The sequence below is a fragment of the Pseudomonas parasichuanensis genome (genome assembly GCF_021601385.1).
In the GTDB taxonomy this organism is placed as follows: domain Bacteria; phylum Pseudomonadota; class Gammaproteobacteria; order Pseudomonadales; family Pseudomonadaceae; genus Aquipseudomonas; species Aquipseudomonas parasichuanensis.
Map to the genome: position 1 here is coordinate 44,419 of NZ_BQHO01000019.1, position 26,063 is coordinate 70,481.

Consider the following 26,063-nt stretch of genomic DNA (forward strand, 5'->3'; position numbering starts at 1 on the left):
GTTCAGGGCTTCTCGAGCGCCCACAGGTCGCTTTCGATGCTCTCGAACCGCTCCTTGAGGTGCAGCTGAACATCGGCAATCACCCTGTTGTAGTAATAAGGAGCAACCTCTCTGGCAAACACCTCGAGGACCTCGGCCACCTCGAACGACCCCAGCTGCAGCTCGAAACGGTCTTCGAGGAAGCGCTTGAGCGTGTCGAGCGCTTCGCGCTCCTGCTCGGGGGCCAGCGTGAGGATCGGCGCCTTGGTCCGCGACCTGCTCATTTACCAGCGCCCATCCCAGGCGACGAAGTTCTGCAGCAGTTGCAGGCCATGGGTATGGCTCTTCTCCGGGTGGAACTGCACGGCGAAGCGCGAGCCCTCGGCCAGGGCGGCGGCGAAATCGACGCCGTAGTGGCCACGGCCGACGACCTGGCCCGGCTTGCCGGCATTGATGTAATAGCTGTGCACGAAGTAGAAGCGCGCGCGGTCGGGAATGTCGTGCCACAGCGGATGGTCGATGGTCTGGCCGACTTCGTTCCATCCCATGTGCGGCACTTTCAGGTGCTCGCCGTCTTCTTTGAGGTCTTTGCCGAAGAAGCGCACTTGCCCTGGGAACAGGCCGATGCAGTCGACGCCGTCGTTCTCTTCGCTGTGCTCGAGCAGGGCTTGCATGCCCACGCAGATACCGAGGAACGGGCGGTCCTGGCTGACTTCGCGGACCAGGCTGTCGAAGCCCAGGCGGCGGATTTCGGCCATGCAGTCGCGGATCGCGCCAACACCGGGGAACACCACGCGGTCGGCTTCACGAATGACGGCAGCGTCGCTGGTGACCAGCACCTTGCCGGCACCCACGTGCTCGAGGGCCTTGGCCACCGAGTGCAGGTTGCCCATGCCATAGTCGATTACGGCTACGGTCTGCATTTACAGGCACCCTTTGGTCGATGGCATCTGCCCGGCCATGCGTTCGTCCTGCTCCACGGCCATGCGCAGCGCGCGGCCGAAGGCCTTGAACACGGTCTCGATCTGGTGGTGGGTGTTGTGGCCACGTAGGTTGTCGATGTGCAGGGTCACCAGGGCGTGGTTGACGAAGCCCTGGAAGAACTCCTGGAACAGGTCGACGTCGAAGCCACCGACGCTGGCGCGGGTGTAGGGAACGTGCATCTGCAGGCCCGGGCGGCCGGAGAAGTCGATGACCACACGCGACAGGGCTTCGTCGAGCGGCACGTAGGCGTGGCCGTAGCGGAAGATGCCTTTCTTGTCGCCGATGGCCTGGGCAAACGCCTGGCCGAGGGTGATGCCGACGTCTTCGACGGTGTGATGGTCATCGATATGCAGGTCGCCCTTGCATTCGATGTCCAGATCGATCAGCCCGTGCCGGGCGATCTGGTCGAGCATGTGTTCAAGGAAAGGCACGCCGATATCGAATCGGGCCTTACCAGTGCCATCGAGGTTGATCGAGCACTTGACCTGGGTTTCCAGGGTATTGCGCTCGACGGAAGCCTTACGTTCGACCATCACCAGCTCCGCAAAATCATTGGGCGAAAAGGGCAACATTATAGGCCCAGAACGCGCCAGCTTGAAACGCGGATGACATATGGCAGGGCAAGCGATTGCGGGGGGATAACAGGCTTACAGGTCTATACAAGCGTGTAGCTGGGGCTGCTTTGCAGCCCTTTCGCGGCACAAGGCCGCTCCTACAGAGGAATGCGGTCGCCTGCAGGAGCGGCCCTGCGTCGCGAAAGGGGCGCAACGCGCCCCCGGGCAATCTCAATCAGTGAAACAGCACGGCCGTCTTCTGCAGGGTAATCCACACGCCCCAGGCCAGCGGAATCACCACCACCGCCCAGGCCAACAGCACCAGCGGCAGGCTGCCCGGCGCGGCATGCCATTCCAGCGAACGCGCGCTGTCGGCACCCTTGTCATGGCTCAGGGCACGCTCGGCGGCCAGTTCGGCCTCGGTCATGAAGTACTTGTCGGCCACCGGGCGTACCAGCATGTTGCAGATAAAGCCCAGCACCAGCAGGCCGGCGAGGATGTACAGGGTCATGTCGTAGGCGGCGGCCCGCTCCACGCCTGCCGCCAGCTGCGCTTCACGCAGGTAGGTAATCAGCACCGGGCCAAGCACGCCAGCGGCGGCCCAGGCGGTCAGCAGGCGACCGTGGATGGCACCGACCATCTGCGTGCCGAACAGGTCGGCCAGGTAGGCCGGCACCGTGGCGAAGCCACCGCCGTACATCGACAGGATGATGCAGAACGCCGCCACGAACAGCGCCACGTTGCCGATGTGGCCCATGTTCGGCACCAGGCTGTAGAGGCCCACGCCCAGGGCGAAGAAGGCGAAGTAGGTGTTCTTGCGGCCGATGTAGTCGGAGAACGACGCCCAGAAGAAGCGCCCGCCGATGTTGAACAGGCTGAGCAGGCCGGTGAAGCCGGCGGCGATGGCGGCGATCTGCGCCAGTTGCGCGGCGTTCAGCTCGCTGAAGGTCAGCTCGTTGCCCAGCAGCTTGCCGGCGAACACTTCCTGCAGCAGCGGCGAGGCCATGCCGAGGATGCCGATACCGGCCGAGACGTTCAGGCACAGCACCAGCCATACCAGGGCGAACTGCGGGGTCTTCCAGGCCACGCTGACATGCACGTGGCGGTCGGTGACCATGGCGTTGGCCTTCTTCGCCGGCGGGGTCCAGCCCTCGGGCTTCCAGCCGGTGGGCGGTACGCGGTAGGCCAGGGCACCGGCGGTCATGAACACGAAGTAGATCGCGGCCATGGCTACGAAGCTCTGCCACACGCCCACTTCAGTGGCGCTGCCGAAATGGCCCATGAGTGCAGTCGCCAACGGCGCGCCAACCATGGCGCCACCCCCGAAGCCCATGATCGCCATGCCGGTGGCCATGCCGCGCTTGTCCGGGAACCACTTGATCAGGGTCGACACCGGCGAGATGTAGCCCAGGCCCAGGCCGATGCCACCGATTACCCCCGAACCGAGCCACATCAGCCACAGCTGATGGGTCTTCACGCCGATCGCCGAGATCAGCAGGCCGCCGCACCAGCACAGTGCCGAGACCAGGCCGGCCTTGCGTGGGCCTGCGTGTTCCAGCCAGCCGCCGAGCACCGCGGCCGAGCAGCCGAGGAACACGAAGAACAGGGTGTAGATCCAGCTGAGCATGGAGATCGGCCAGTCGCACTCGGCGCTGAACAGGCGGGCCACGAAGCCCATGTCGGCAGCGCAGGCCACCGGCGCGCTGACGCCCAGGGCCTGGGACAGCGGCAGCCAGAACACCGAGAAGCCATAGGCCATGCCGATGCACAGGTGGATGGCCAGGGCTGCCGGCGGTACCAGCCAGCGGTTGAAGCCCGGGCGGGCGATGATGCGCTCCTTCGACAGGAAGCCGGGCACGCTTACCGGCATCTCCGTCGTGATACTGCTGCTCATGGGTCGTTCCTTATGTAGGTGGGCGCTTGCGGGCTGCGCGCTCGGCTCTGCTGTGGCGCCTCCCCCCGGGGTGACGCCGGCCGTTTGCGGCATTGCCCCGCGACAATGGGTCGCGGGTGCGGCGAAAGCGGCGCAAGATTACCAGCAGGCAGTGGCATGAAAGCAATCTGATATCGCGTTTTTTTCGTCAGCTGAATCGGTACTTGTCGCAGCGCCATCGTTTGCATTGGGTGAATGGCACCGGCTGCGCCGGTGTTCGCGGGCAAGCCCGCTCCCACATGCACCTCGCCACCCTCAAAGCGTGCGCTGTACCTGTGGGAGCTGGCTTGCCAGCGATGGGGCCAGCACAGGCAATAGAAAACAGTTACTCCCTCAGGCCTTCGCTAGATCAATGGGATAGGTGCAGTTCCATGAGTGCCGGTTTGCCGGTGATTGGGCCCGAATGAACTGCCACGCTGCACACTGTCGAAACGTCGGATACGCAGTGCTGATAGCCACGGCGCTATACTCGCCGCTGAATTTCACAATCGGACTACAAGGACTCGCCCATGAAAGCGTTCGGCAAAATCCTGGGGCTGTCGCTTCTCGGGTTGTTGCTGATCATCGTGGCGCTGGGCTTCGCCCTGACCCACCTCTTCGATCCCAACGACTACAAAGACGAAATCCGCCAGCTGGCCCGCGACAAGGCCCACGTGGAGCTGACGCTCAACGGCGACATCGGCTGGAGCCTGTTCCCCTGGCTGGGCCTGGAGCTGCACGAGGCGAGCATCGCCACGTTGAACAACCCCAAGGTGCCGTTCGCCGACCTGCAGATGCTCGGTTTGTCGGTGCGCGTGCTGCCGCTGCTGCGCCGCGAAGTGCAGATGAGCGATGTGCGGGTCGAGGGTCTGAACCTCACCCTTACCCGCGATGCCAATGGCCACGGCAACTGGGAAGACATCGGCAAGCCGTTGCCTGACCCGGCCGTTGCCAACGCCCCGGCCACCGCGCCAGGCGAAGCGCCTGCCAGCGAGCCGGCCAAGCCCGAAGCCAGCGAGCGTTCGGTCAAGCTCGACATCGACAGCCTCACCGTCAACAACGCCCGGGTGCAGTTCACCGACGAGAAGGCCGGCCAAAGCTACGGTGCCGAAAGCATCCAACTGAGCACCGGCCCCGTGCACGAAGGCGTGAACATCCCGCTCAAGGCCAGCGCCTTCCTCAGCGCCAGCCAGCCGAACATCAAGGCGCGCACCGAACTGACCGGCGAACTGCGCTTCGACCGCAAGCTCAAGCGCTACAACCTTGAAGACATGCGCCTGTCCGGCGAAACCTCGGGCGAGCCGCTGGCCGGCAAGACCATGACCTTCGCCGCCCAAGGCCAGGTGCTGGTCGACCTGGCCGCCAACGTCGCCTCGTGGAGCGGCCTGAAAGTCTCGGCCAACCAGCTGCGCGCCCTGGGCGAGCTGAACGTGCGCGACCTGGACAAGGCGCCGCAGGTGAGTGGCGGGCTGTCCATCGCCCAGTTCAACCTGCGCACCTTCCTCGACGGTATCGGCCACCCGCTGCCGGCCACCGCCGATGCGGCCGCCTTCAACAAGCTGGAGCTGGTGGCCCGCCTGCAAGGCACGCAGAACAGCCTGGCCCTGGAAGACCTGGCGGTGAAACTGGACGACAGCACCTTCACCGGCCGCGTGGCCGTGGAAGACTTCGCCAAGCAAGCCCTGCGGGTGAACCTCAAGGCGGACACCTTCGACGCCGACCGCTACCTGCCCGCCAAGAGCGAGCAGGCCAAGGGCACCACCGCGGCGCGCCAGGCCGAGGTGAAACAGCAGGAAGCCAGCGCCGTCGCCGGTGCCGGCACCACCCCGCTGCCCAACGCCCCCACCCAAGTGGCCTGGAGCAACGACAAGCTGCTGCCGGTGGACCGCCTGCGCGCCCTCGACCTGCAGGCCGACCTGGCGTTCGGCGCCCTGACCCTGGACAAGCTGCCGATCAGCGATGCCCGGCTCAAGGCCAACGGCCAGGGCGGCCTGATCACCCTCGAAACCCTGCGCGGCGGCCTGTACAACGGCAGCTTCGAAGCCAAGGGCACGGTCGACGTGCGCCCCGCCGTGCCGCAACTGGGGGTGAATACCAAGATCAACCGCGTGCCGGTGGAGCACTTCATCAAGCGCGAAAGCCCCGACCAGGCGCCGCCGGTCAAGGGCCTGCTGACCCTCGCCAGTGACCTCACCGCCACCGGCAACAGCCAGAAAGCACTGGTCGACACCCTCAACGGCAATGCCAGCTTCACCATCAACGACGGCGTGCTGGTCAATGCCAACCTTGAGCAGCAGCTGTGCCAGGCCATCGCCACCCTCAACCGCAAGCAGCTTGGCAGCGAGCCGCGCGGCAAGGACACGCCGTTCGAAGAGCTGCGCGGCAGCCTGGTGATCCGCAATGGCGTGGCCAGCAACCCGGACCTCAAGGCGCGCATTCCCGGCCTGACCGTCAACGGCCATGGCGACCTCGACCTGCGCGTGCTGGGCATGGACTACAACGTCGGCGTGGTGGTCGAGGGCGACCAGCGCGCCATGCCCGACCCGGCCTGCCAGGTCAACGAACGCTTTGCCGGAGTGGAAGTGCCGCTGCGCTGCCGTGGCCCGCTGGAGCTGGGCGCCAAGGCCTGCCGCCTGGACCAGGACGGCCTGGGCAAGGTGGCGGCGAAACTGGCCGGCAACCGCCTGAAAGACAAGATCGATGAAAAGCTCGAAGAAAAACTCGGAGACAAAGTGAGCCCGGAACTCAAAGATGCGCTCAAGGGGCTGTTCAAGCGATGAGCCCCCAGCAGTTCTCCAGCGCCGTGCTGGAATGGTACGACCAGCACGGTCGCCACGACCTGCCCTGGCAACAGGGCATCAACCCGTACCGGGTGTGGGTCTCGGAAATCATGCTGCAGCAGACCCAGGTGAGCACCGTGCTCAACTACTTCGACCGCTTCATGCAGGCGCTGCCGACCGTGCAGGCGCTGGCAGAAGCACCGGAGGACGAAGTGCTGCACCTGTGGACGGGCCTGGGCTACTACACCCGCGCACGTAACCTGCAAAAGGCCGCGAAGATCGTCGTTGCGCAACATGGCGGCGAGTTCCCGCGCAGTGTCGAGCAGCTTACCGAGCTGCCCGGCATCGGCCGCTCCACCGCCGGGGCCATTGCCAGCATCAGCATGGGCATCCGCGCGCCGATCCTCGACGGCAACGTCAAGCGCGTGCTGGCCCGCTTCACCGCCCAGGCCGGCTACCCCGGCGAGCCGAAGGTGGCCAACCAGCTGTGGGCCACCGCCGAGCGCTACACGCCGATGACGCGGGTGAACCACTTCACCCAGGCGATGATGGACATGGGCGCGACGCTGTGCACCCGCAGCAAGCCCAGTTGCCTGATCTGCCCGTTGCAGCATGGCTGCGAGGCGCACCTGCACGGTGAAGAGACCCGTTACCCCGAGCCCAAGCCGCGCAAGGCCTTGCCCCAGCGCAAGACCCTGATGCCGCTGCTGGCCAACCACGAAGGCGCGATCCTGCTTTACCGCCGGCCCTCCACCGGCCTGTGGGGCGGCCTGTGGAGCCTGCCGGAGCTGGACAGCCTCGAGCAGCTCGACGACCTCGCCTACCAGCACGGCCTGCGTCTGGCCGGCAGCCAGGCCTTGCAAGGCCTGACCCACACCTTCAGCCATTTCCAGCTGGCCATCGAGCCGTGGCTGGTGCGTGTCGACCCCGTCGGCGCGCACGTGGCCGAGCCCGACTGGCTCTGGTATAACCTCGCCACCCCGCCGCGCCTGGGCCTCGCCGCCCCGGTCAAGAAGCTGCTGCAACGCGCGGCCGACGAATTGATTGCAGGAGAAACCCGATGACCCGCACCGTGATGTGCCGCAAGTACAAAGAAGAATTGCCAGGCCTCGAGCGCGCGCCCTACCCCGGCCCCAAGGGCCAGGACATCTTCGAACACGTCTCGCAGAAAGCCTGGGCCGACTGGCAGAAGCACCAGACCCTGCTGATCAACGAGAAGCGCCTGAACATGATGAATGCCGAGGACCGCAAATTCATCCAGGCCGAGATGGACAAGTTCTTCGCTGGCGAAGATTACGCCAAGGCCGAAGGCTACGTTCCGCCGTCGGAATGACCCCAGAAATCGTAAGCGACGGAATTAATTTAAATTTTTTCAAAAAAGTCGTTGACGGGCGGTCTGGAAATCTATTTAATTCACCTCGTCGCCCAGATAGCTCAGTCGGTAGAGCAGAGGATTGAAAATCCTCGTGTCGGCGGTTCGACTCCGTCTCTGGGCACCACCTTCAGCTTCTGGTGGTTGCAAAGTTACCCGAAGCGACACAAGAAACCCGCCTAGTGCGGGTTTTTTGTTGTCTGCGTTTTCTTGGTTCATGTCCGGTTGATCGATATCAAGACGTCACCGCCTGCTGGCTCATAGCATGGCGGGTGGACATTCGACCGACCCCGCAAGGACCTCCATGAGCGAAGAATCCGCCACCCTCCTCCTGCCATCGCCTGCCGACACCGGCAGCAGTGCCAAGCCCATCACCCGCACCCGCCGCCCACGCCAGCGCAAGCCTGCCACCAACACCCCTACGCCAGAGACCATCACCCAGGTCAGCCAGCAGCCCGCCGCCCTGGCAGTGGCTCACGCGCGCAAAGGCAGCAGTGAGGACAGCACCTCGGCACACCTGCCGGCCAGCTATCCGTACCGCACGCGCATGCGCCGCCAGGACTACGACAAGGCCAAGCACGCGCTGCAGATCGAACTGCTGAAAGTACAGAACTGGGTGAAGGAAACCGGCCAGCGCATCGTCATCCTCTTCGAGGGCCGTGACGCAGCGGGCAAGGGCGGCACCATCAAGCGCTTCATGGAGCACCTGAACCCGCGTGGCGCGCGCATCGTCGCCCTGGAGAAGCCCTCGGAACAGGAGAAAGGCCAGTGGTACTTCCAGCGCTACATCCAGCACCTGCCCACCGCCGGTGAAATGGTGTTCTTCGACCGCTCCTGGTACAACCGCGCCGGGGTGGAGCGGGTGATGGACTTCTGCTCGCCGCTGCAATACCTGGAGTTCATGCGCCAGGCGCCGGACCTGGAACGGATGCTGTGCAACAGCGGCATCCTGCTGTTCAAGTTCTGGTTCTCGGTGAACCGTGAGGAGCAGCTGCGCCGCTTCATCTCGCGGCGCGACGACCCGCTCAAGCACTGGAAGCTGTCGCCCATCGACATCAAGTCGTTGGATAAGTGGGGGGATTACACCGCAGCCAAAGAGGCGATGTTCTTCCACACCGACACCGCCGATGCGCCATGGACGGTGATCAAGTCCGACGACAAGAAGCGCGCGCGGATCAACTGCATCCGGCACTTCCTGCATTCGCTGGATTATCCGGGGAAGGATCACAGCGTGGCGCATGCGCCGGATCCACTGCTGGTTGGCCGGGCTTCGCGGGGGTTCGAGGAAGATGAACCGGCGGTGCCGGTCAGCTGAATCTTTGCGGCCCTATCGCTGGCAAGCCAGCTCCCACAGGCCCTGCGGCTGGCACGGTGACTGTGGGAGCCGGCTTGCCGGCGAAAAGGCCGCGTAGCGGCCTCTTGGGTTTCTCGCGCAACTGCGCTTCAATACCCGCCTTTACCAGATACCCCAGGACCTCGCCTCATGGCCACCAACACCAAGCAACAAAAACGCGCCAAGCGCGCCGCCACCAAGGCCAAGCAGAACCGCATGGTGCGCAGCGGCCAGGCGGTCAAGGCCAGTGCCGGCGACAGCGCCAGCGTCGAGCAGGTGTTCAACAAGGCCATGGAATCGGGCAGCTACGACAGCCTGTTCGTCAAGATGAAGGAAGCCCAGGAAAACGGCCTGGTGCCGATGATCTCGGTGTTCCTGGTAGACCCGCTGCTGGCACTGGTACTCAAGGGCCACAAGGAAGAGCACGCCACCGACTACATCGTCATGGTGTTCACCGCCTACCGCAAATGGCTCGACGGCACCGACGAGGACGCGACCATGGCGTGGCTTGAGAGCGATGAGTTCCAGGCGGCCTATGTCACCGCATCCGAGGTGGTGGCCAAGGGGCAGCAACAGCAGAAGCAGTTCGGCTAAACAGCTTCATCGCCTGTTCCGACCTCATCGCCGGCAAGCCGGCTCCCACAAGGAATGCGCGCTACTGTGTGGGAGCCGGCTTGCCGGCGATGAGGCCCGCCCAGACAAACAAAAAGGCCGCGCCCTTCACAGGACGCGGCCTTTTCATTTCACTCAACGTGGATCAGCTGTCCAGCGCCACGCGCCCGGCAGCACCGCGCTTGCGGTGCACCAGCAACCCTGCAGCTACAACAGCGATGCTCAGCAGTGCGGTCGCGATGATCTCGACACGGTGATCTTCGCGCAGCCCCATCACCACCAGAATGGCGACGATGAAGGCGATGGTCGCCCAGGTCAGGCCCGGGAACAGCCACATCTTGAACGAGATCTTCTCGCCACTGGCTTCACGCTGGCTGCGCATGCGCAGTTGCGATACGGCGATCACCAGGTACACCAGCAGGGCGATGGCGCCGGAACTGGCCAGCAGGAACTCGAACACCGCAGCCGGGGCCAGGAAGTTGGCGAACACGCACAGGAAGGCTGCGCCGGTGGACAGCAGCACGGCCCAGTGCGGAGTGCCCGCCTTGGTGGTGCGCTGGGCAATCGCCGGGGCGTCGCCACGCTTGCTCAGGGAGAAGAGCATGCGCGAGGAGGTGTACAGCGCCGAGTTCAGGCAGCTGGTCACGGCGATCAGCACGACGATGTCGACGATCAGCTTGGCATTCGGCACGCCGATCAGGCTGAGGACGGTCTGGTAGGAACCTTTCTCGGCCAGGGTCGGATCGTTCCACGGCACCATGGCCACGACCAGGAAGATCGACACCAGGTAGAACAGGCAGATACGCCAGATCACCGAGTTGGTGGCGCGGCTGATCTGCTTGCCCGGGTCTTTCGATTCGGCGGCGGCGATGGTGACGATCTCGGTACCCATGAACGAGAACATGGTGGTCAGCATGGCAGCCAGCACGGCGCCCAGGCCGTTGGGCATGAAGCCTTGGGTGTCGAACAGGTGGCTCACGCCGCTGATCTGGCTGCTTGGGACCATGCCGAACATGGCGGCGCAACCGACGACGATGAAGCCGATGATCGCCAGCACTTTGAGCAGGGCGAACCAGAACTCGAACTCACCGTAGTTCTTCACACTGAACAGGTTGGTAACGGTCAGCACCAGGGTAATGACCAGCGAGAACGCCCACAGGTCCACGGCCGGGAACCAGGCATGCAGGATGGCGGCGGCGGCGTTGGCCTCCAGCGGGATCACCAGCACCCAGAACCACCAGTACAGCCAGCCGATGGTGAAACCGGCCCAACGCCCGATGGCGCGGTCGGCGTAGGTCGAGAACGAACCGGTGTCGGGCGAGGCGACCGCCATTTCACCGAGCATGCGCATCACCAGTACCACCAGGGTACCGGCAGCGGCGTAGGCCAGCAGCACGGCAGGGCCGGCGGCGGCGATGGCGTGGCCGGAGCCGACGAACAAGCCGGCGCCGATCACGCCTGCGATGGACAGCATGGTCACATGCCGTTGTTTGAGCCCCTGAGCGAGGTCATTGGAATTGTTACCGCTCATAAAACTACCTTTGTAAGGAGTGGACCACCCGAATGAAGGGAAAACGAAGCGCACCAAGGGGTGATTTAGGCGTCGCCGCATTCGGTCTTTTCCCACTGGCAATAAGCGCGCCATTTTTAAGTGCCATTCATCCGGACTGGCTGACACCCCCAAATCCTCTGGCTTTGCGGCCTTTCTGCCAGGCTTTGACCGAAAGCCCGCCAAATACCCATGCCAAGTCCGGATTACTGAAATACTCACTTACAAACGCACCAAAGGTGCTCCCCGGTAACACCCGCGCACAGTTTTGCGGCAAACAAAAGCGCAACCAGCAGGCGCAACCCCGCCAGGGCACAGCTGCGGGCAAAGCGCCACCCGGCCAAAAACGGCTTCCCAGAGCAGGCCAAAGCTGGCACCATCGCGCCTTTTTTCATCAAGGCTCCGGTGCTGGGCAAAACGCCATTGCGGACATCCTCGCGACAGTCCACTGCAACGATGCGACAAACTGCCCCATCAATGACCGAAGCCCCTTGCGACCCGGTTGGCCGCTGTTGCGCCGCTATGCTAGCGTGGCGCTCGCCAGGAAGGCCGCCAACAGCTGGGAACGCACCCGAACACATGAGGACCGCACATGGCCCAGGCCACGCCCGCGCTGGAAATCCGTAACCTGCACAAACGCTACGGCGAGCAGGAAATTCTCAAGGGCATTTCGCTGACCGCGCGCGACGGTGACGTGATCTCCATCCTCGGCTCGTCCGGCTCCGGCAAGTCCACCCTGCTGCGCTGCATCAACCTGCTCGAGAACCCGCACCAGGGCGAAATCCTGGTCGCCGGTGAAGCCCTCAAGCTCAAGGCGCAGAAAAACGGCGACCTGATCGCCGCCGACAACCGCCAGATCAACCGCCTGCGCAGCGAGATCGGCTTTGTCTTCCAGAACTTCAACCTATGGCCGCACATGTCGATCCTCGACAACATCATCGAGGCGCCGCGCCGCGTGCTCGGCCAGAGCAAGGCCGAAGCCACCGAGCATGCCGAAGCGCTGCTGAACAAGGTCGGCATCTTCGACAAGCGCCACAGCTACCCCGCCCAGCTTTCCGGTGGCCAGCAACAGCGCGCCGCCATCGCCCGCACCCTGGCCATGAAGCCCAAGGTCATCCTGTTCGACGAGCCAACATCGGCGCTCGATCCGGAAATGGTCCAGGAAGTGCTTAACGTCATCCGCGCCCTGGCCGAAGAAGGCCGTACCATGCTGCTGGTGACGCACGAGATGAACTTTGCCCGCCAGGTGTCCAGTGAAGTGGTCTTCCTGCACCAGGGCCTGGTCGAAGAGCAGGGATCGCCGCAGCAGGTCTTCGAAAACCCGACCTCGGCGCGTTGCAAGCAATTCATGTCCAGCCACCGCTAACGGAGCAATACATGCAGACTTACAAGAAGTTCCTCCTGGCCGCTGCTGCCACCCTGGTGATGTCGGCCAACGCCATGGCCGCAGAAAAACTGCGCATGGGTATCGAGGCCGCCTACCCACCGTTCAACAACAAGGACGCCAGCGGCCAGGTCGTCGGCTTCGACAAGGACATCGGCGACGCCCTGTGCGCCAAGATGAAAGTCGAGTGCACCGTGGTCACCTCCGACTGGGACGGCATCATCCCGGCCCTGAACGCCAAGAAGTTCGACTTCCTGGTGTCGTCGCTGTCGATCACCGACGAGCGCAAGCAGGCGGTCGATTTCACCGACCCCTACTACTCCAACAAGCTGCAGTTCATCGCCCCGAAAAAAGTCGACTTCAAGACCGACAAGGAATACCTCAAGGGCAAGACCATCGGCACCCAGCGCGCCACCCTCGCCGGCACCTGGCTTGAAGACAACTACAAGGACGTGCTCAAGTCCATCCAGCTGTACGACACCCAGGAAAACGCCTACCTCGACCTGACCTCCGGTCGCGTTGACGGCATCCTGGCCGACAAGTACGTGCAGTACGAGTGGCTGAAGTCCGACGCGGGCAAAGACTACGAGTTCAAAGGCGAACCTGTAGTAGACAGCGACAAGATCGGCATCGCCGTGCGCAAGGGTGACCCGCTGCGCGAGAAGCTGAACAAGGCCCTGGCCGAGATCAAAGCTGACGGCACGTACAAGAAGATCAACGACAAGTACTTCCCGTTCAGCATCGAGTGATGCCCTCCCGACCCGTACCGCCTTGCGCGGTGCGGGTCCCTTGAACAAAGCTGCCCATGAATATCGACCTGCACGGATTCGGTCCGGCCATGATGGCCGGCACCCTGATGACCGTAAAACTGGCGCTCTGCGCCTTGCTGCTGGGGCTGGCCCTGGGCCTGCTTGGCGCCCTGGCCAAGACTTCCTCGGTCAAGCCACTGCAATGGCTTGGCGGTTTCTACTCGACCCTGGTGCGCGGCGTGCCCGAGCTGCTGTGGGTCTTGCTCATCTATTTCGGCACCGTCGGCCTGATGAACAGCCTCGGCGACGCGCTCAACATGCCTGGGCTCGAACTCAGCGCATTCGCCGCCGGTGTCATTGCCCTGGGCCTGTGCTTTGGCGCCTACGCCACGGAAGTATTCCGCGGCGCGATCCTGGCCATCCCCAAGGGCCACCGTGAAGCGGGCCTGGCCCTGGGCCTGTCGAAAGGCCGCATCCTGTCGCGGATCATCCTGCCGCAGATGTGGCGTATCGCCCTGCCTGGCCTGGGTAACCTGTTCATGATCCTGATGAAAGACACCGCGCTGGTGTCGGTGATCGGCCTGGAAGAAATCATGCGCCACGCACAGATCGGCGTGACCGTGACCAAGGCACCGTTCACCTTCTACGCGGTGGCCGCCTGCATCTACCTGAGCCTGACCATCGTCGCCATGATCGGCATGTACTTCCTGGAAAAACGCGCCGCCCGCGGCTTCATGAGGGCCGAATAAATGAACTGGGAAGTCATCATCAAGTGGCTGCCACGCTTGGCCGAAGGCGCGGTCCTGACCCTGGAGCTGGTGGCCATCGCGGTCATCGCCGGGCTGATCCTGGCCATCCCCCTGGGCATCGCCCGCTCCTCGCGCCACTGGTATGTGCGCGCCGTGCCCTACGGCTACATTTTCTTCTTCCGTGGCACGCCACTGCTGGTGCAGCTGTTCCTGGTCTACTACGGCCTGGCCCAGTTCGACGCGGTCCGTGACAGCGCGCTGTGGCCGTACCTGCGCGACCCGTTCTGGTGCACGGTGCTGACCATGACCCTGCACACCGCCGCCTACATCGCCGAGATCCTGCGCGGCGCGCTGCAGGCGATCCCCAAGGGCGAGATCGAAGCCGCCCGGGCACTGGGCATGTCGCGCGGCAAGGCACTGTTCTACATCATGCTGCCGCGCGCCACCCGCATCGGCCTGCCGGCCTATAGCAACGAAGTGATCCTGATGCTCAAGGCCAGCGCCCTGGCCAGCACCGTGACGCTGCTTGAGCTGACCGGCATGGCACGGACCATCATCGCCCGCACCTACTTGCCGGTGGAGATCTTCTTCGCCGCCGGGGTGTTCTACCTGGTGATCTCGTTCTTCCTGGTGCAGGGCTTCAAGCTGCTGGAGCGCTGGTTGCGCGTGGATGCCTGCCAAGGGCGTTAAACTGCAACACGCTCGGGGCCGCATAGCGGCCCCTTTCCATTGCGCCTCGGTGCCTGCATGAACACAACACTCCCCCTGCAAGGCAGCCAGCTCATCGAGCGCTTCCAGGCCCTTGATGACTTTCTGCTGCAGCACCAGCCGCTGTGGCGCCCACGGCCGTTCACCGAGCTGCAGCTGGGTTGGGAATGCCAGTACCCCGAGCTGTCCGCCTGGTTGCGCAATCGCACCCTGGAACAAGCCGAAGCCGCCGAGCAACACCCGGAGCAGCTTCCCGCCCCGCCCCCCTTTGCGCAACTGGCCAGCCTGGCCCGGCAATTGTCTGCCGTGGGCGAACTGCCCGATGCCGGCCTGCACCCAGCCGGCCACCGCCTCGACGCCAACGTCCCCGGCCGTAAGTGGCAGCAGATCGAAGCCTTCAGCCGCCGGCTGAGCTTCAGCCTGCCCACTCGGCACTGGCTGGACTGGTGTTCGGGCAAGGGCCACCTGGGCCGCCGCCTGCTGCAGGCTGGCCAGCAACTGACCTGCCTGGAGCACGACGCCGAACTGGTCAGCGCCGGCCAGGCGCTGAGCGATCACCATCGACTGCCCGCTCGCCATGTGCAGCAGGACGTAATGGCCGCAGACAGCATGCAGCAGCTGAATGGCGAAAAAAGCGTGGTTGCCCTGCATGCCTGTGGCGACCTGCATGTGCGCCTGCTGCACCTGGCCAGCCAGCAAGGCTGCCCGCAACTGGCCGTGGCGCCGTGCTGCTACAACCGCATCCAGGGCGAGCAGTACAGGGCGATCTCCACAGCCGCACAGGCTTCGGCCCTGCAGCTGTCGATCGGCGATCTGGGCCTGCCGCTCAGCGAGGCCGTTACCTCCAGCGCCCGGGTGCGCCGCCAGCGTGACAGCTCGATGGCCAGGCGGCTGGGTTTCGACCTGCTACAGCGCCAACAGCGGGGTATCGACGCCTATCTGCCAACACCATCGCTACCCGTCGACTGGCTGAAGAAACCCTTCGAGCAGTACTGCCGCGATCTTGCCGCGCTGCGCCAGGTCGAACTGAGCGGCACAACGGACTGGGCCGCCCTTGAGTCGCAAGGCTGGCAACGGCTGGCTCAGGTGCGCAACCTGGAGCTGGTGCGCAACCTGTTCCGCCGCCCACTGGAACTGTGGCTGGTGCTCGACCGCGCCTTGTACCTCCAAGAGCAAGGTTATGCCGTGCGCGTAGGACTGTTCTGCGAATATCCGCTGACGCCGCGCAACCTGCTCCTGCTGGCCGAACGCGACGGATCGCCGCAGCGCAGCTGACAACCTGTGGATAACTCTGTGTACAAGCTTGTGATGAAAATCACCAAAGCTTGGATCCAAGCGCTATTTGCGCCGCTTTGCTTATTCCGCTTTCCAGCTGAAAACCAGCAAAAACAGGGCTTTGCGCAAAGACCGGCGGCAGGGCAAGTCGGCATGCCTTTCGCGCAAGCGGAAAATGCCGCTTGTGCATAAGCATTTCAGCCGTAGGCCAGAAACGGTCTCAAATACGGCATTTCAAGCCAGTTTCAACAGGCCCATACCCACCAGAAGCAGCGCCAGCCCCAGCCAGCCACGGCCAGCCAGGCGCTGACCGAACAGCGCCCAACCCATGGCGACAGTGGCAAGGATGCCGAAGCCGCCCCAGATGGCATAGGCCAGCGACAACTCGATGTCCTGCACCGCCTGAGCCAGCGCGGTGAAGGCCGCCAGCACGCAGAGAATCGAGGCCACGCCCAGGCCCTTGCGACGGAAACCGTCGGAATACTTGAGCAACAGGTTGGCCAGCACTTCCAGCACGATGGCCAGGCCCAGCCAGGCAAAAGGAATCAGCATGGCAATGCCTCCCCTTCAGCCTCGACAGGTTTGCTGCGGGTACCCGCCTTGATCAACAGGATGCCGGCGATCATCACCGCCAACCCAAGGGCCTTTGCCCAACCCAGGCTTTCGCCCAGCCAGAGCACGCTGACCAGGGTAATCAGGACGATGCCGATCCCTTCCCACAGCGCATAAGCCACACCGACCGGCACACGCTTGACCGCCAGGGCCAGGAAGAAATACGACAGGCAGATCATGACGTACATCACGGCATGACCAGCCACGGGGAAATGAGTGGCGGCGAGTTTCATCGACGCCGTGCCGATCACCTCGGCGGTGATGGCGACGATCAGATAGATCCAGGAACGCATGGTGCCCTCCCATGGGCGACACAGCAGCCGAGCGCACAGGCATCGGCGCAAGACAGAAACGTTTGAGGCTGTAGTGGGAGGGTGGCGCTAGAGGTCGCCGGTCCAGTGACGTTCACGGGAGACCAGGCGGGAGGTGGAGAGGAGCTTGAAAGCTTTACCGTTCAACATAATGAACAACAAATTAACTGAGGCAATCAAAAAAGTCAAAGTGATAGATAAATAACAAGTTAAAACACTGAATTAACTGCATTCGATCGAATAAAGCCCTAAGCCAATGCCAAACGGCACGTAAAATATATTAACCGGCCATGCAGCCACCAGAGCCCGCTTGAACGCCATGCCCAGCCGCGCCAGGCAGGTACAACACCGCGCAGTCAAGCTTCGACCTTGCGTTCGGTGTATCATCGCCGGCTGCCCTCAAGATCATGCACCGTCGCCCCGTGACCGGACGCGCAGCATCACCCGCCCGGCGACCTGCAGGCACCGTGCTAAAAATGATCAAGGACGCCAAAAACAGTGATTTATCGCACAGCGGCCTGGGCTGATTGGATTAACAAGACGCACGTCACAGCTACCAACACCCACGCTACCGGCTCTCGCGCGCAAGCAGCTAGAGTGGCACCTGCCTTTTGAACAAAGACTGACCTTGGAACGGATTCGAACATCGTGAAACACGCCAAGCCCCTCGCTTTGCTGACCGCCGCCCTGGCCCTGGCTGGCTGTGCCAGCAGCACGCCACCGGCCAAACCAACCCCGCTGGACTGGAACGTGCCCGGCATGCAGCTCGGCGGCGACCGCGGCCTGCCGCTGCACGTTGACGCCCCCTGCCGCAAGCGCGGCTGCGACAATGACAAGCTGTTTTTCAACCCCGGCAAGACCGAACCAAGCGTCACCACCATCCACCGCGGCTGGTAGGAAAATTCTCCTTTCACCTCGGTGACTTAGGGCGTTACGCATTGATTGCAAGAAGTGGTTTACAGCCGCGAATCCATCGCTATAATGACGCCCCTGTGCCGGTATAGCTCAGATGGTAGAGCAACTGACTTGTAATCAGTAGGTCCCGGGTTCGATTCCTGGTGCCGGCACCATACTCAAAAAGCCTCGACGTCAGTCGGGGCTTTTGCGTTTCTGGGGATCATCCAGACACACGCCCCTTCACTCCAGCAACAACGCCTTGTGCAACTTCCTGATCTCCGGCCCGCTAAGCTCCAGCGCCACATGCTTGCCCTCCTTCCCCAGCCCATTGATCAACACGATCCCTCCCTTGGCAAACGTCCTTTCCTGAGCAAGCGGATAAAGCGCAATGATGTGATCGATGCTGATCACGTACTGGCGGTGGTTGCTGACTTCGAAACTGACGAAACGGCTCACTCCCTGTGCTCCTTGAGTCGCTGCATGTGGCAGCCCGCGTAACTCCATAGTAGCTATCGGCCACGTTTGCGACAGGCTGCCCACCCGCTCGATTTCTTGTTTGGGCTCAATAAACCCTGCTTTGAAAATGGGTATTCCTGTGCCGACGGCTTTCGTCGACTTAAGGAGAAGTCCCATGAGCGAGCATGAAGGTGTAGCACTGACCCGGCGCGGGGTGCTGGCGGGGGGTGTATTGCTGGGGGTCGGCAGTACCGTGCTGACCAGCGGCCTGGCCCGGGCTGCGGCACCGGCAAGCAAGCGTCCAGCCGTGGATCCGAACCAGCTGGAGCGCACCCGGGTCGAGCTGGTTGCACCACCCCAGGTGCATGCCCACAGCCACCGCGCGCCGGGCAAACCACGGATCGTCGAGTTCCGCATGGTGATCGAGGAGAAAGAGCTGGCGGTCGACAACGAAGGCGCCTACCTCCATGCCATGACCTTCAACGGCTCGGTTCCCGGCCCGCTGATGGTGGTGCATGAAGGCGACTACGTGGAGCTCACCCTGGTCAACCCGGCCAGCAACAGCATGGTGCACAACATCGACTTCCATGCCGCCACCGGCGCGCTTGGCGGCGGTGAGCTGACCCATGTGAAGCCTGGCGAGCAGGTGAAGCTGCGCTTCAAGGCGGACCGCGCCGGGGTGTTCGTGTACCACTGCGCGCCGGGCGGGGTGATGATCCCCTGGCATGTGGTGTGCGGCATGAACGGCGCGATCATGGTGCTGCCGCGGGACGGCCTGAAGGACGGCGACGGGCGCCCGCTGCAGTACGACAAGGTCTGGTACATCGGCGAGCAGGATTACTACATCCCGCGCGACAAGGACGGCAAGTACAAGCGCTACGCCAGCCCATCAGCGAGCTTTGCCGACATGTACCAGGTGATGAAGGGGCTCGTCCCCACGCACGTGGTCTTCAATGGCAGCATCGGCGCCCTCACCGGCCCGCACGCGCTCACCGCCACGCAGGGTGAAACCGTGCTGATCGTGCACTCGCAAGCCAACCGCGACACTCGCCCGCACCTGATCGGCGGCCACGGTGACTACGTGTGGGCCTCCGGCAAGTTCGCCAACCCACCGCAGCGCAACCTGGAAACCTGGTTCATCCCCGGCGGTGCGGCGGGCGCGGCGTTGTATACCTTCCGCCAGCCCGGCCTGTACACCTACCTCAACCACAACCTGATCGAGGCCGTAATGCTGGGTGCCGCGGCGCAGGTGCAGGTCGAGGGGCAATGGAATGACGACCTGATGAAGCAACTGGAAGCGCCTGGGCCGATTCGCTAGCGCGACAAGCAGCATTTGCGAAGACTTCGCATTCGCAGATGGTTTTTTGTTACGATTGCTCCCCTCCACGCTCGGGCGCCCTGCCCGGGCGGGATGAGGTTGATCGTATTGAGCGCTGCCGCTCGCCTTTCACAGGTATCCCCGCATGAGCACCACCCTGCTGGTTGTCGACGATGACGACGAGATTCGCGAACTTCTGTGCGACTACCTGAGTGATGCCGGCTATCAGGCTTTGTCGGCTGCAAATGGCGAGCAGATGCGCGCGCAGTTGGCCCTGCACAAGGTCGACCTGGTGGTGCTGGACTTGATGCTGCCCGGCGAAGATGGCCTGAGCCTGTGCCGGCAATTGCAGGCACAGCCCGGGCTGGCGGTGATCATGCTGTCGGCCAAGGGCAGCACCCTGGACCGCATCATCGGCCTGGAAGTGGGCGCTGACGACTACCTGGCCAAGCCCTTCGAGCCCCGCGAGCTGGTTGCCCGAATCAAGGCAGTGCTGCGCCGCCCCCTGCACCGGGAAGCCAACGCCGATGACAGCGCCAGCCAGCCACAGCGATTCGCAGGCTTTGAACTGGACCCCATCAAACGCCTGCTTACCCACCCCGACGGCAAGGCCCTGACCTTGCCTCGCTCCGACTACCGGGTGCTGCGCGAACTGCTGGAGGCCAACAACCGTGTCGTGTCCCGCGATCACCTGACGCGTAGCGCGTTCGGCCGCGACCACCTGCCCGACGACCGCTCGGTGGACATGTGCATCAGTCGCCTGCGCCAGCAGCTACGTCGCGCGCCGGGCCAGGCCGCGCAGATCCTCACCATCCGCAACGAAGGCTACTTGCTGAACCTGCGCCGCGAAGCCTCGGGCAGCTGAGGTGCGCCTGCTGCGAAGGCTTTGGCCGCGTACGCTGTTCGGCCAGCTGTTATTGATCATGCTCAGCGGCACCTTGGCGATCCAACTGCTGTCCAGCAGCATCTGGTTCGACGTGCGCTTTGCCCAGGTACTCGAGGCCCCGGTTCGGCTGATCGCGGCACGCAGCGCGCCGTTGATCGCCCAGGCGCAGTGCCATGCCGGAGCGCTTGAGGTGCCCAAGCATTATCGCCTGCGCTGCGCCGAGCGCCTGCCCGATGCCGAACAGGACGAAACACGCAGCCGGCGGCGCATTGAACTGCTGCTGCACCAGGCATTGGCCTACGAGCTGGGCCGCGACGCGCAGGCGCGCCTGCTCAAGGTGCAGCTTACCGACGAGCTGGGCCAGCCGATCGTCTGGCGCAGCCTGTTCGGCCTGCGCACCGCCCAGGCGCATCTGCAATTTGCCGTACCGCTGGCCGACGGCCACTGGCTGACCATCGATGGCCAGGAGTTGCAAGGCTGGAGCGGCGAGTCGGCCTGGGTGTTGATCAGCGACTACCTGCTGCGGGTCTATGCCCTGCGTATCGTCGCGGTGCTGGTGCTGTGCCTGCTGGCGGTGCGCCTGTGCCTGCGTCCACTGCGCCGCCTGGCCGATGCGGCCCGTGGCCTGGGGCGCAACCTGGAGCAAGCACCGCTGCCGCTGGATGGCCCGGAAGAAGTGCGCCATGCCGCCCAGGCGTTCAATGCCATGCAGCAGCGCCTGATCGCCATGGTCAACGACAAGGCCTACTTCCTCGCCGCGGTATCCCACGACTTGCGCACCCCGCTGACCCGCATGCGCCTGCGCCTGGAACGCTTGGAGGACGGTGAACACAAGGAACGTCTGCGGCAGAACATCGCGCAGATGGACGGCATGATCGGCCAGGTGCTCGATTACCTGAGTGCAGGTGAGCAGCAGGACCTGCAACGGGTCGACCTCGACCGCCTGGTGGCCCACCTGTGCGCGGACCTGGCCAGTGCCGAGGAACCGCTGCCGATCCATGGCCAGGCTGGGTTTGTATGTGCCGATGCGCTGTTACTGCAGCGCTGCCTGCAGAACCTGCTGGGCAACGCATTGCGCTATGCCAAAGACGTTTCGATAACGCTGGAGGCCGGCGGGAACAGTGTATACATCCATATAGATGACCGCGGCCCCGGTATCGACCCGGGGTTGCTGACCACCGTCACCGCACCGTTCGTGCGCGGCGAAAGCTCACGCAACCAGGCCTCCGGGGGCTACGGGCTAGGCCTGAGCATCGCCCAGCGGATTGCCGCAAGCCATGCCGGGGAGCTGACACTGGGCAATCGCGATGGCGGTGGCCTGCGGGTCAGTGTGCTGCTGCCCAAGGCAGCCCCAGCGTAACTACTTGCAGTCGCCCTGCAGGATCCGCAGCGCCGCTTCAGCCAGGAAGCCCGAGCGGCTTTTCTGCTCTGGATGGCTTTTCACGTAGGCATCGATACGGGTGAGCAGGTAGGCCGGCAGGGTGATGTTGAGCTTCTCGGCCTTGCCCAGGTAGCGGGTGATATCGATGTCGATCAATGCCCAGGTGCAGCCGGCGTAGGCCGGGTTGGCCGCATGGACGGTCACCTTGCCGGCCTTGGGGATTTCCTGGCCGTCCTGGGCGAGCAGTTCGAGGTGCCCCTCGATGGCCTCGCGGGCCATGGCGATGGCGTCATCGAGGTCTTCACCGGCCGAAAAGCAGCCCGGGATGTCCGGGACTTCCACGCCCCAGGCGTGCTGGTCGTCGCCGGGCAGGATGGCGATGGGGAATAACATGGCAATGGCTCTCCTGGTCAGCTGGCGTAGCCGATCCGCGCCTGGCGCAGGATGCTGGCCGCAGTAGCGGGCAGCAGGTCCCTCTTCGGGTGCGGGATGGTCACCAGCCCAGTCTTGTGGAGGTGCTTGAAGTGATGGTGGCAGCCCTTGGATCGCACCAGGTACCAACCATCGGCCTCGATCACCGAAATCATTTCGCGGCTGTTCATGAACCCTTCCTTGGGCTGTTCGCAGCGGTGGTTAGTATAACCACCGAAGATCGCCTATCAACACCATACCCACCAAACCGACGAGCGGGCTGCCTGGTGGGGAAGTATGGTCAGGGGGCCGAGGAAGGCTGGCGCAAGGTGATGCGGGATATTGCGGCGCTCATGCCACACCCCCACGCCCATGCAAGAGTCTTTTACCGAAACCCCTGGTTTTCCGCGCACAGGCTTTGCCTATCCTAGGCCGCGTCATCCCGCCTGCGATGGACCCATGAAAGACTCGTTCCCCAGCCGCTACGCCTGCCTGGCCCTGTGCCTGCTCTTCACCCTTGCCAGCCTCCCCTTCCTGGCCCAGTACAGCGGGCTGTGGCCATTCACCGTGGTCACCGCGCTGCTCAGCCTGGTCGGCCTCAATGACGTGCGCCAGCGCCACCACGCGGTGCGGCGCAACTACCCGATCCTGGGCAACATCCGCTACCTGATCGAGACCATTCGGCCAGAAATTCGCCAGTACCTGATCGAGGGCGACGACGACAAACTGCCGTTCTCCCGGGCGCAACGTTCGCTGGTCTATGCCCGGGCCAAGAACGAGAGCGCCGAGAAGGCCTTCGGCACCCTCAACGATGTGTACAAGCCGGGTTTCGAGTTCATCAGCCATTCGATGCTGCCCGTGCCACAGGCCGACCCGGCGTCGTTTCGCATCCGCATCGGCGGGCCACAGTGCACCCAGCCGTATTCGGCGTCGATCTTCAATATTTCGGCCATGAGCTTTGGCGCGCTCAGCGCCAATGCCATCGCCGCGCTGAACAAAGGGGCGCGCCTGGAGCGCTTTGCCCATGACACCGGCGAGGGCAGCATCAGCCCTTATCACCGCGAACATGGCGGCGACCTGATCTGGGAAATCGGCAGCGGTTATTTCGGCTGTCGCACGGAGGACGGCCGCTTCGACCCTGAACGTTTCGCCGAACAGGCCCGCGATGGCCAGGTGAAGATGATCGAGATCAAGCTCAGCCAGGGTGCCAAGCCGGGCCATGGCGGCATCCTGCCGGGGCACAAGGTCAGCGCCGAAATCGCTGCCACCCGTGGGGTGCGCGAGGGCCAGGACTGCATCTCGCCGGCCGCCCACAGCGCCTTCGGCAACCCGGTGGAGCTGCTGCAGTTCGTCGCGAGGCTGCGCGAGCTGTCAGGCGGCAAGCCAGTAGGCTTCAAGTTCTGCCTGGGCCACCCGTGGGAATTCATGGGCATCGCCAAGGCCATGCTCGCCACCGGCATCACCCCGGACTTCATCGTCGTAGATGGCAAGGAAGGCGGCACCGGCGCGGCGCCCCGGGAGTTCTCCGACAACATGGGCATGCCGCTGCGTGACGGCCTGATGTTCGTGCACAACACCCTGGTGGGCCTGAACCTGCGCGAACGCGTGCGCATTGGCGCGGCGGGCAAGATCGTCAGCGCGTTCGATATTGCCAGCGTGCTGGCCATCGGCGCCGACTGGGTCAACTCGGCACGCGGCTTCATGTTCGCCATCGGCTGCATCCAGTCGCAAAGCTGCCACACCAACAAATGCCCCACCGGCGTGGCCACCCAAGACCCGCTGCGCCAGCGGGCGCTGGTGGTACCGGAAAAAGCCGAGCGGGTCGCGAGCTTTCACCGCAACACCTTGCACGCCCTGGCCGAAATGCTGGCCGCCGCAGGGCTGGATCACCCGTCCGAGCTCAAGCCCAAGCACCTGGCACGGCGTATCAGCCCCAGTGAGATCAGCCTGTTTTCGCAGTTGCACGCGTTCCTCAAGCCGGGTGAATTGCTCAGCGGCTCGATCGATAACGCGTTCTATGCACGGATGTGGCGGATGGCGCGCAGTGACAGCTTTGCGCCGCAGATGGGGGAAGTCGAGGGGGTACCTGGGGCGAGCGTGACACGCCACAAAGAAGCAGCCCCGGCATAGGCCGGGGCTGCGAGTGACGCCAGATCAGGATCAGAAGATGCTGATCGGGTACTCGACGAATACGCGGACTTCGTTGCCGTCGTCGTTGTAGCCGTTTTGCTGGACCGCGTTGTTGGTGCGCAGGAACGAGCTACGCAGCTTGATCGACAGGTCCTTGGCCGGGCCTTCCTGCACGACGTAGCGCAGCTGGTTGAAGATCTCGCGCTCCTTGCCTTCGCCGAAGCCTTCCGGGTTCTTCAGGTTGCGGGTGTTGATGTTGTCACCCACTACATAGGCGACCTTGTAGGTCAGGCCCGGAACGCCGAAGGCGCCGAAGTCCAGGCCGTAGCCCAGCTGCCAGGAGCGCTCGTCTTCGGCGTTGAAGTCGGACCAGTAGGAGTTGGCCAGGTAGATGGTCGAACCACCGTCGCTGGTACCACCCGCGCTCTGGTAGCCGCCGTAGTTGTAGCCGGTGCTGCCGGTGCTGCGCTGGTGCGCCAGGGTGATCGAGTGCGGGCCGAAGGCGTAGGTGGCCGCCAGGCTCCAGATGGTGTTGGAGTCACCGTTGAGTTCGGCCGAACGGACAAACTGCTTGTCGATGCTGGTCTTGTAGCCGTTGAAGTCCAGGGTCAGGGACTGGTCATTGGCGATCGGGAAGACGTAGTTCAAGCCCAGGTAGTGCTTCTTCATCACATCTTCGTTGTCTGCGGTGTACAGCGAAGCGGTGAAGTTGTCGGTGAACTTGTAGCTACCGCCCAACACGTCGATCGACTTCAGGCCACCGCTGTCACGCCCTTCGGCGCTCTTGCGGGCTTCCTGGGTGAAGCGGCCGGCGTTCAGCTCCAGGCCCTTGATCTCCTTGGAGGTGATCAGGGTGCCGGTGAAGCTTTCTGGCAGCAGGCGGCCGTCGTCGTAGTTCAGCACTGGCAGGGCCGGCATCTGGTCGCCGTACTTGAGCACGGTGTTGGAGATGCGGAACTTCACCGCAGCGCCGCCACGGGCCAGGTCATGTGGGCTGCTGGCGTTATCGTCGGCGTTCTTGGTGTTGTGCGGCTTGAAGAAGTCGACGCCGCCGCCACCGTTGTGGCCTTTGCCGCCGTCCAGACGCACAGCGTACAGGCCGAAGGCGTCAACGCCGACACCGACGGTGCCTTGGGTGAAGCCGGAGGAGAAGTTGGCGATGACGCCCTGGCCCCATTCGATCTGGTCGTCGGTGCGGTGCTTCTTGTCACGGTTGATGTAAGCGTTGCGCAGAAGAACGTTGGCGTGGCTGTCTTCGACGAAGCCCTTGCTCTCGGCCTGCTCGTTGGCCTGTGCCTGGGTCGCGGCGATCATCGCCAGGGCGACCAGGCTGATCCTGGTTTTCAACATGTTATTTTCCTTATTGCTTAATCAAAAACGCTCTGCATGAGAACGCCAGGAACCAACGCCCCTTCGTAGGTTCGACGCTATGCGGATCCAGGCTGGAAGGCCCGCAGATGGTCTGCAACGGGCCTTTCAGCCGCATGGCCAAGTCATGGCCAGCAGGCGTAGAGGCCGAATCCTAGCCGTGCCTGCTTATACATGTCAAAAAATCGTGATTTGTAGGTTGATATAACCAAAAAACAGGTCGCGAACAGTGCATTTCCACGCACTAATGCCCTGCTTCCGCGCAAAATTCTCTATTTCAGGTTTTTCCGACAAAACCCGTACAACTGTCATGTGCTTGCGCAACGGGCGCAGGTGCGATCGGTACCGACCGA

Annotated in this window: 27 protein-coding genes and 2 tRNA genes; 18 read left to right on the top strand and 11 right to left on the bottom strand. The window is 63.5% G+C overall.

Features of this window, described 5'->3' with window-relative positions; translation table 11 throughout:
* Nucleotides 1-2 precede the first annotated feature (2 nt).
* The 4 genes from L6D77_RS16080 to L6D77_RS16095 form a co-directional block, all read right to left on the bottom strand.
* Nucleotides 3-263 carry a DUF2164 domain-containing protein gene (locus L6D77_RS16080; protein ID WP_236170094.1) on the bottom strand — a complete coding sequence of 87 codons (261 nt, stop codon included), beginning with the start codon at nucleotides 261-263 and terminating at the stop codon, nucleotides 3-5.
* Nucleotides 264-902, bottom strand: a complete 639-nt coding sequence (hisH, locus tag L6D77_RS16085) for an imidazole glycerol phosphate synthase subunit HisH (protein WP_110992246.1) — start codon at nucleotides 900-902, stop codon at nucleotides 264-266.
* Nucleotides 903-1,496, bottom strand: a complete 594-nt coding sequence (gene hisB, locus L6D77_RS16090; protein WP_110992314.1) for an imidazoleglycerol-phosphate dehydratase HisB — start codon at nucleotides 1,494-1,496, stop codon at nucleotides 903-905.
* Between the two features lie 256 nt (nucleotides 1,497-1,752).
* Nucleotides 1,753-3,411 carry an OFA family MFS transporter gene (locus L6D77_RS16095; RefSeq protein WP_232883291.1) on the bottom strand — a complete coding sequence of 553 codons (1,659 nt, stop codon included), beginning with the start codon at nucleotides 3,409-3,411 and terminating at the stop codon, nucleotides 1,753-1,755.
* 548 nt (nucleotides 3,412-3,959) lie between these two features.
* On the opposite strand from L6D77_RS16095, the gene L6D77_RS16100 reads away from it, so the two are divergent.
* The 6 genes from L6D77_RS16100 (at nucleotide 3,960) to L6D77_RS16125 (ending at nucleotide 9,508) form a co-directional block, all read left to right on the top strand.
* Entirely contained in the window at nucleotides 3,960-6,209 is a 2,250-nt protein-coding gene (locus tag L6D77_RS16100) for an AsmA family protein (RefSeq protein ID WP_232883290.1), read from the top strand.
* Nucleotides 6,206-7,273: an A/G-specific adenine glycosylase gene (gene mutY, locus L6D77_RS16105; RefSeq protein ID WP_232883289.1), complete on the top strand. Its 1,068-nt coding sequence runs from the start codon at nucleotides 6,206-6,208 to the stop codon at nucleotides 7,271-7,273. The genes L6D77_RS16100 and mutY overlap by 4 nt, the downstream gene beginning before the upstream one ends.
* Entirely contained in the window at nucleotides 7,270-7,542 is a 273-nt protein-coding gene (locus tag L6D77_RS16110) for an oxidative damage protection protein (protein ID WP_110992242.1), read from the top strand. Before mutY ends, L6D77_RS16110 begins: the two co-directional genes overlap by 4 nt.
* 90 nt (nucleotides 7,543-7,632) lie before the next feature.
* Nucleotides 7,633-7,708, top strand: a tRNA-Phe gene (locus tag L6D77_RS16115).
* A 177-nt stretch (nucleotides 7,709-7,885) separates the two neighbouring features.
* Nucleotides 7,886-8,896, top strand: coding sequence for a polyphosphate kinase 2 (gene ppk2, locus L6D77_RS16120; RefSeq protein WP_232883288.1), 1,011 nt, complete (start codon nucleotides 7,886-7,888; stop codon nucleotides 8,894-8,896).
* A gap of 168 nt (nucleotides 8,897-9,064) precedes the next feature.
* The gene (locus L6D77_RS16125) at nucleotides 9,065-9,508 is read left to right on the top strand and encodes a hypothetical protein (RefSeq protein ID WP_232883287.1); all 444 of its coding nucleotides are present in this window, start codon (nucleotides 9,065-9,067) and stop codon (nucleotides 9,506-9,508) included.
* A 163-nt stretch (nucleotides 9,509-9,671) separates the two neighbouring features.
* On the opposite strand, the gene gabP is transcribed toward L6D77_RS16125, so the two are convergent.
* Nucleotides 9,672-11,057, bottom strand: a complete 1,386-nt coding sequence (gabP, locus tag L6D77_RS16130) for a GABA permease (RefSeq protein WP_232883286.1) — start codon at nucleotides 11,055-11,057, stop codon at nucleotides 9,672-9,674.
* A 610-nt stretch (nucleotides 11,058-11,667) separates the two neighbouring features.
* On the opposite strand from gabP, the gene L6D77_RS16135 reads away from it, so the two are divergent.
* Genes L6D77_RS16135 through L6D77_RS16160 form a run of 6 tightly spaced genes read left to right on the top strand, consistent with a single transcriptional unit; the run spans nucleotide 11,668 to nucleotide 16,132 of the window.
* Nucleotides 11,668-12,441: an ABC transporter ATP-binding protein gene (locus tag L6D77_RS16135; RefSeq protein ID WP_028688471.1), complete on the top strand. Its 774-nt coding sequence runs from the start codon at nucleotides 11,668-11,670 to the stop codon at nucleotides 12,439-12,441.
* A gap of 11 nt (nucleotides 12,442-12,452) precedes the next feature.
* Entirely contained in the window at nucleotides 12,453-13,208 is a 756-nt protein-coding gene (locus L6D77_RS16140; protein WP_125462249.1) for an ABC transporter substrate-binding protein, read from the top strand.
* A gap of 56 nt (nucleotides 13,209-13,264) precedes the next feature.
* Nucleotides 13,265-13,957 (top strand): ABC transporter permease, encoded by a 693-nt coding sequence (locus L6D77_RS16145; protein ID WP_232883285.1) that lies wholly within the window; start codon nucleotides 13,265-13,267, stop codon nucleotides 13,955-13,957.
* Entirely contained in the window at nucleotides 13,958-14,647 is a 690-nt protein-coding gene (locus L6D77_RS16150; RefSeq protein ID WP_232883284.1) for an ABC transporter permease, read from the top strand. It begins immediately after the preceding gene.
* A 57-nt stretch (nucleotides 14,648-14,704) separates the two neighbouring features.
* The gene (locus L6D77_RS16155; RefSeq protein ID WP_232883283.1) at nucleotides 14,705-15,940 is read left to right on the top strand and encodes a methyltransferase; all 1,236 of its coding nucleotides are present in this window, start codon (nucleotides 14,705-14,707) and stop codon (nucleotides 15,938-15,940) included.
* Nucleotides 15,941-15,973: 33 nt separating this feature from the next.
* Nucleotides 15,974-16,132 carry a hypothetical protein gene (locus tag L6D77_RS16160; RefSeq protein WP_232883282.1) on the top strand — a complete coding sequence of 53 codons (159 nt, stop codon included), beginning with the start codon at nucleotides 15,974-15,976 and terminating at the stop codon, nucleotides 16,130-16,132.
* A gap of 42 nt (nucleotides 16,133-16,174) precedes the next feature.
* Here the strand turns inward: L6D77_RS16160 and mdtI are convergent, their stop codons facing one another.
* Together mdtI and L6D77_RS16170 are read right to left on the bottom strand one after the other, a co-directional pair.
* Nucleotides 16,175-16,492: a multidrug/spermidine efflux SMR transporter subunit MdtI gene (gene mdtI / locus L6D77_RS16165; protein WP_232883281.1), complete on the bottom strand. Its 318-nt coding sequence runs from the start codon at nucleotides 16,490-16,492 to the stop codon at nucleotides 16,175-16,177.
* Complete coding sequence (locus L6D77_RS16170) at nucleotides 16,486-16,845, bottom strand: SMR family transporter (protein ID WP_232883280.1); 360 nt, start codon at nucleotides 16,843-16,845, stop codon at nucleotides 16,486-16,488. Before L6D77_RS16170 ends, mdtI begins: the two co-directional genes overlap by 7 nt.
* A 666-nt stretch (nucleotides 16,846-17,511) precedes the next feature.
* On the opposite strand from L6D77_RS16170, the gene L6D77_RS16175 reads away from it, so the two are divergent.
* Together L6D77_RS16175 and L6D77_RS16180 are read left to right on the top strand one after the other, a co-directional pair.
* A complete protein-coding gene (locus L6D77_RS16175) occupies nucleotides 17,512-17,760 on the top strand; it encodes a hypothetical protein (RefSeq protein WP_232883279.1) in 249 nt (82 codons plus the stop codon).
* A gap of 97 nt (nucleotides 17,761-17,857) precedes the next feature.
* Nucleotides 17,858-17,933 (top strand) — tRNA-Thr (locus L6D77_RS16180).
* A 67-nt stretch (nucleotides 17,934-18,000) separates the two neighbouring features.
* Here L6D77_RS16180 and L6D77_RS16185 read toward each other — a convergent pair.
* Nucleotides 18,001-18,216, bottom strand: a complete 216-nt coding sequence (locus tag L6D77_RS16185) for a hypothetical protein (protein ID WP_125857131.1) — start codon at nucleotides 18,214-18,216, stop codon at nucleotides 18,001-18,003.
* 235 nt (nucleotides 18,217-18,451) lie between these two features.
* Between L6D77_RS16185 and nirK the strand changes: the two genes are divergently transcribed.
* From nirK to L6D77_RS16200, 3 genes are all read left to right on the top strand, one after another.
* Entirely contained in the window at nucleotides 18,452-19,534 is a 1,083-nt protein-coding gene (gene nirK, locus L6D77_RS16190; protein ID WP_373870592.1) for a copper-containing nitrite reductase, read from the top strand.
* Between the two features lie 145 nt (nucleotides 19,535-19,679).
* Nucleotides 19,680-20,399: a response regulator gene (locus tag L6D77_RS16195; protein WP_232883277.1), complete on the top strand. Its 720-nt coding sequence runs from the start codon at nucleotides 19,680-19,682 to the stop codon at nucleotides 20,397-20,399.
* A gap of 1 nt (nucleotide 20,400) precedes the next feature.
* Nucleotides 20,401-21,780 (top strand): ATP-binding protein, encoded by a 1,380-nt coding sequence (locus L6D77_RS16200; RefSeq protein ID WP_232883276.1) that lies wholly within the window; start codon nucleotides 20,401-20,403, stop codon nucleotides 21,778-21,780.
* On the opposite strand, the gene L6D77_RS16205 is transcribed toward L6D77_RS16200, so the two are convergent.
* Nucleotides 21,781-22,194, bottom strand: a complete 414-nt coding sequence (locus L6D77_RS16205) for a type II toxin-antitoxin system HicB family antitoxin (protein WP_232883275.1) — start codon at nucleotides 22,192-22,194, stop codon at nucleotides 21,781-21,783.
* 17 nt (nucleotides 22,195-22,211) lie between these two features.
* Nucleotides 22,212-22,403: a type II toxin-antitoxin system HicA family toxin gene (locus tag L6D77_RS16210; protein ID WP_232883274.1), complete on the bottom strand. Its 192-nt coding sequence runs from the start codon at nucleotides 22,401-22,403 to the stop codon at nucleotides 22,212-22,214.
* A gap of 268 nt (nucleotides 22,404-22,671) precedes the next feature.
* On the opposite strand from L6D77_RS16210, the gene L6D77_RS16215 reads away from it, so the two are divergent.
* Nucleotides 22,672-24,342 (top strand): FMN-binding glutamate synthase family protein, encoded by a 1,671-nt coding sequence (locus L6D77_RS16215; protein WP_232883273.1) that lies wholly within the window; start codon nucleotides 22,672-22,674, stop codon nucleotides 24,340-24,342.
* Nucleotides 24,343-24,372: 30 nt separating this feature from the next.
* On the opposite strand, the gene L6D77_RS16220 is transcribed toward L6D77_RS16215, so the two are convergent.
* Nucleotides 24,373-25,692 (bottom strand): OprD family porin, encoded by a 1,320-nt coding sequence (locus tag L6D77_RS16220; RefSeq protein ID WP_232883272.1) that lies wholly within the window; start codon nucleotides 25,690-25,692, stop codon nucleotides 24,373-24,375.
* Nucleotides 25,693-26,063: the final 371 nt, after the last annotated feature.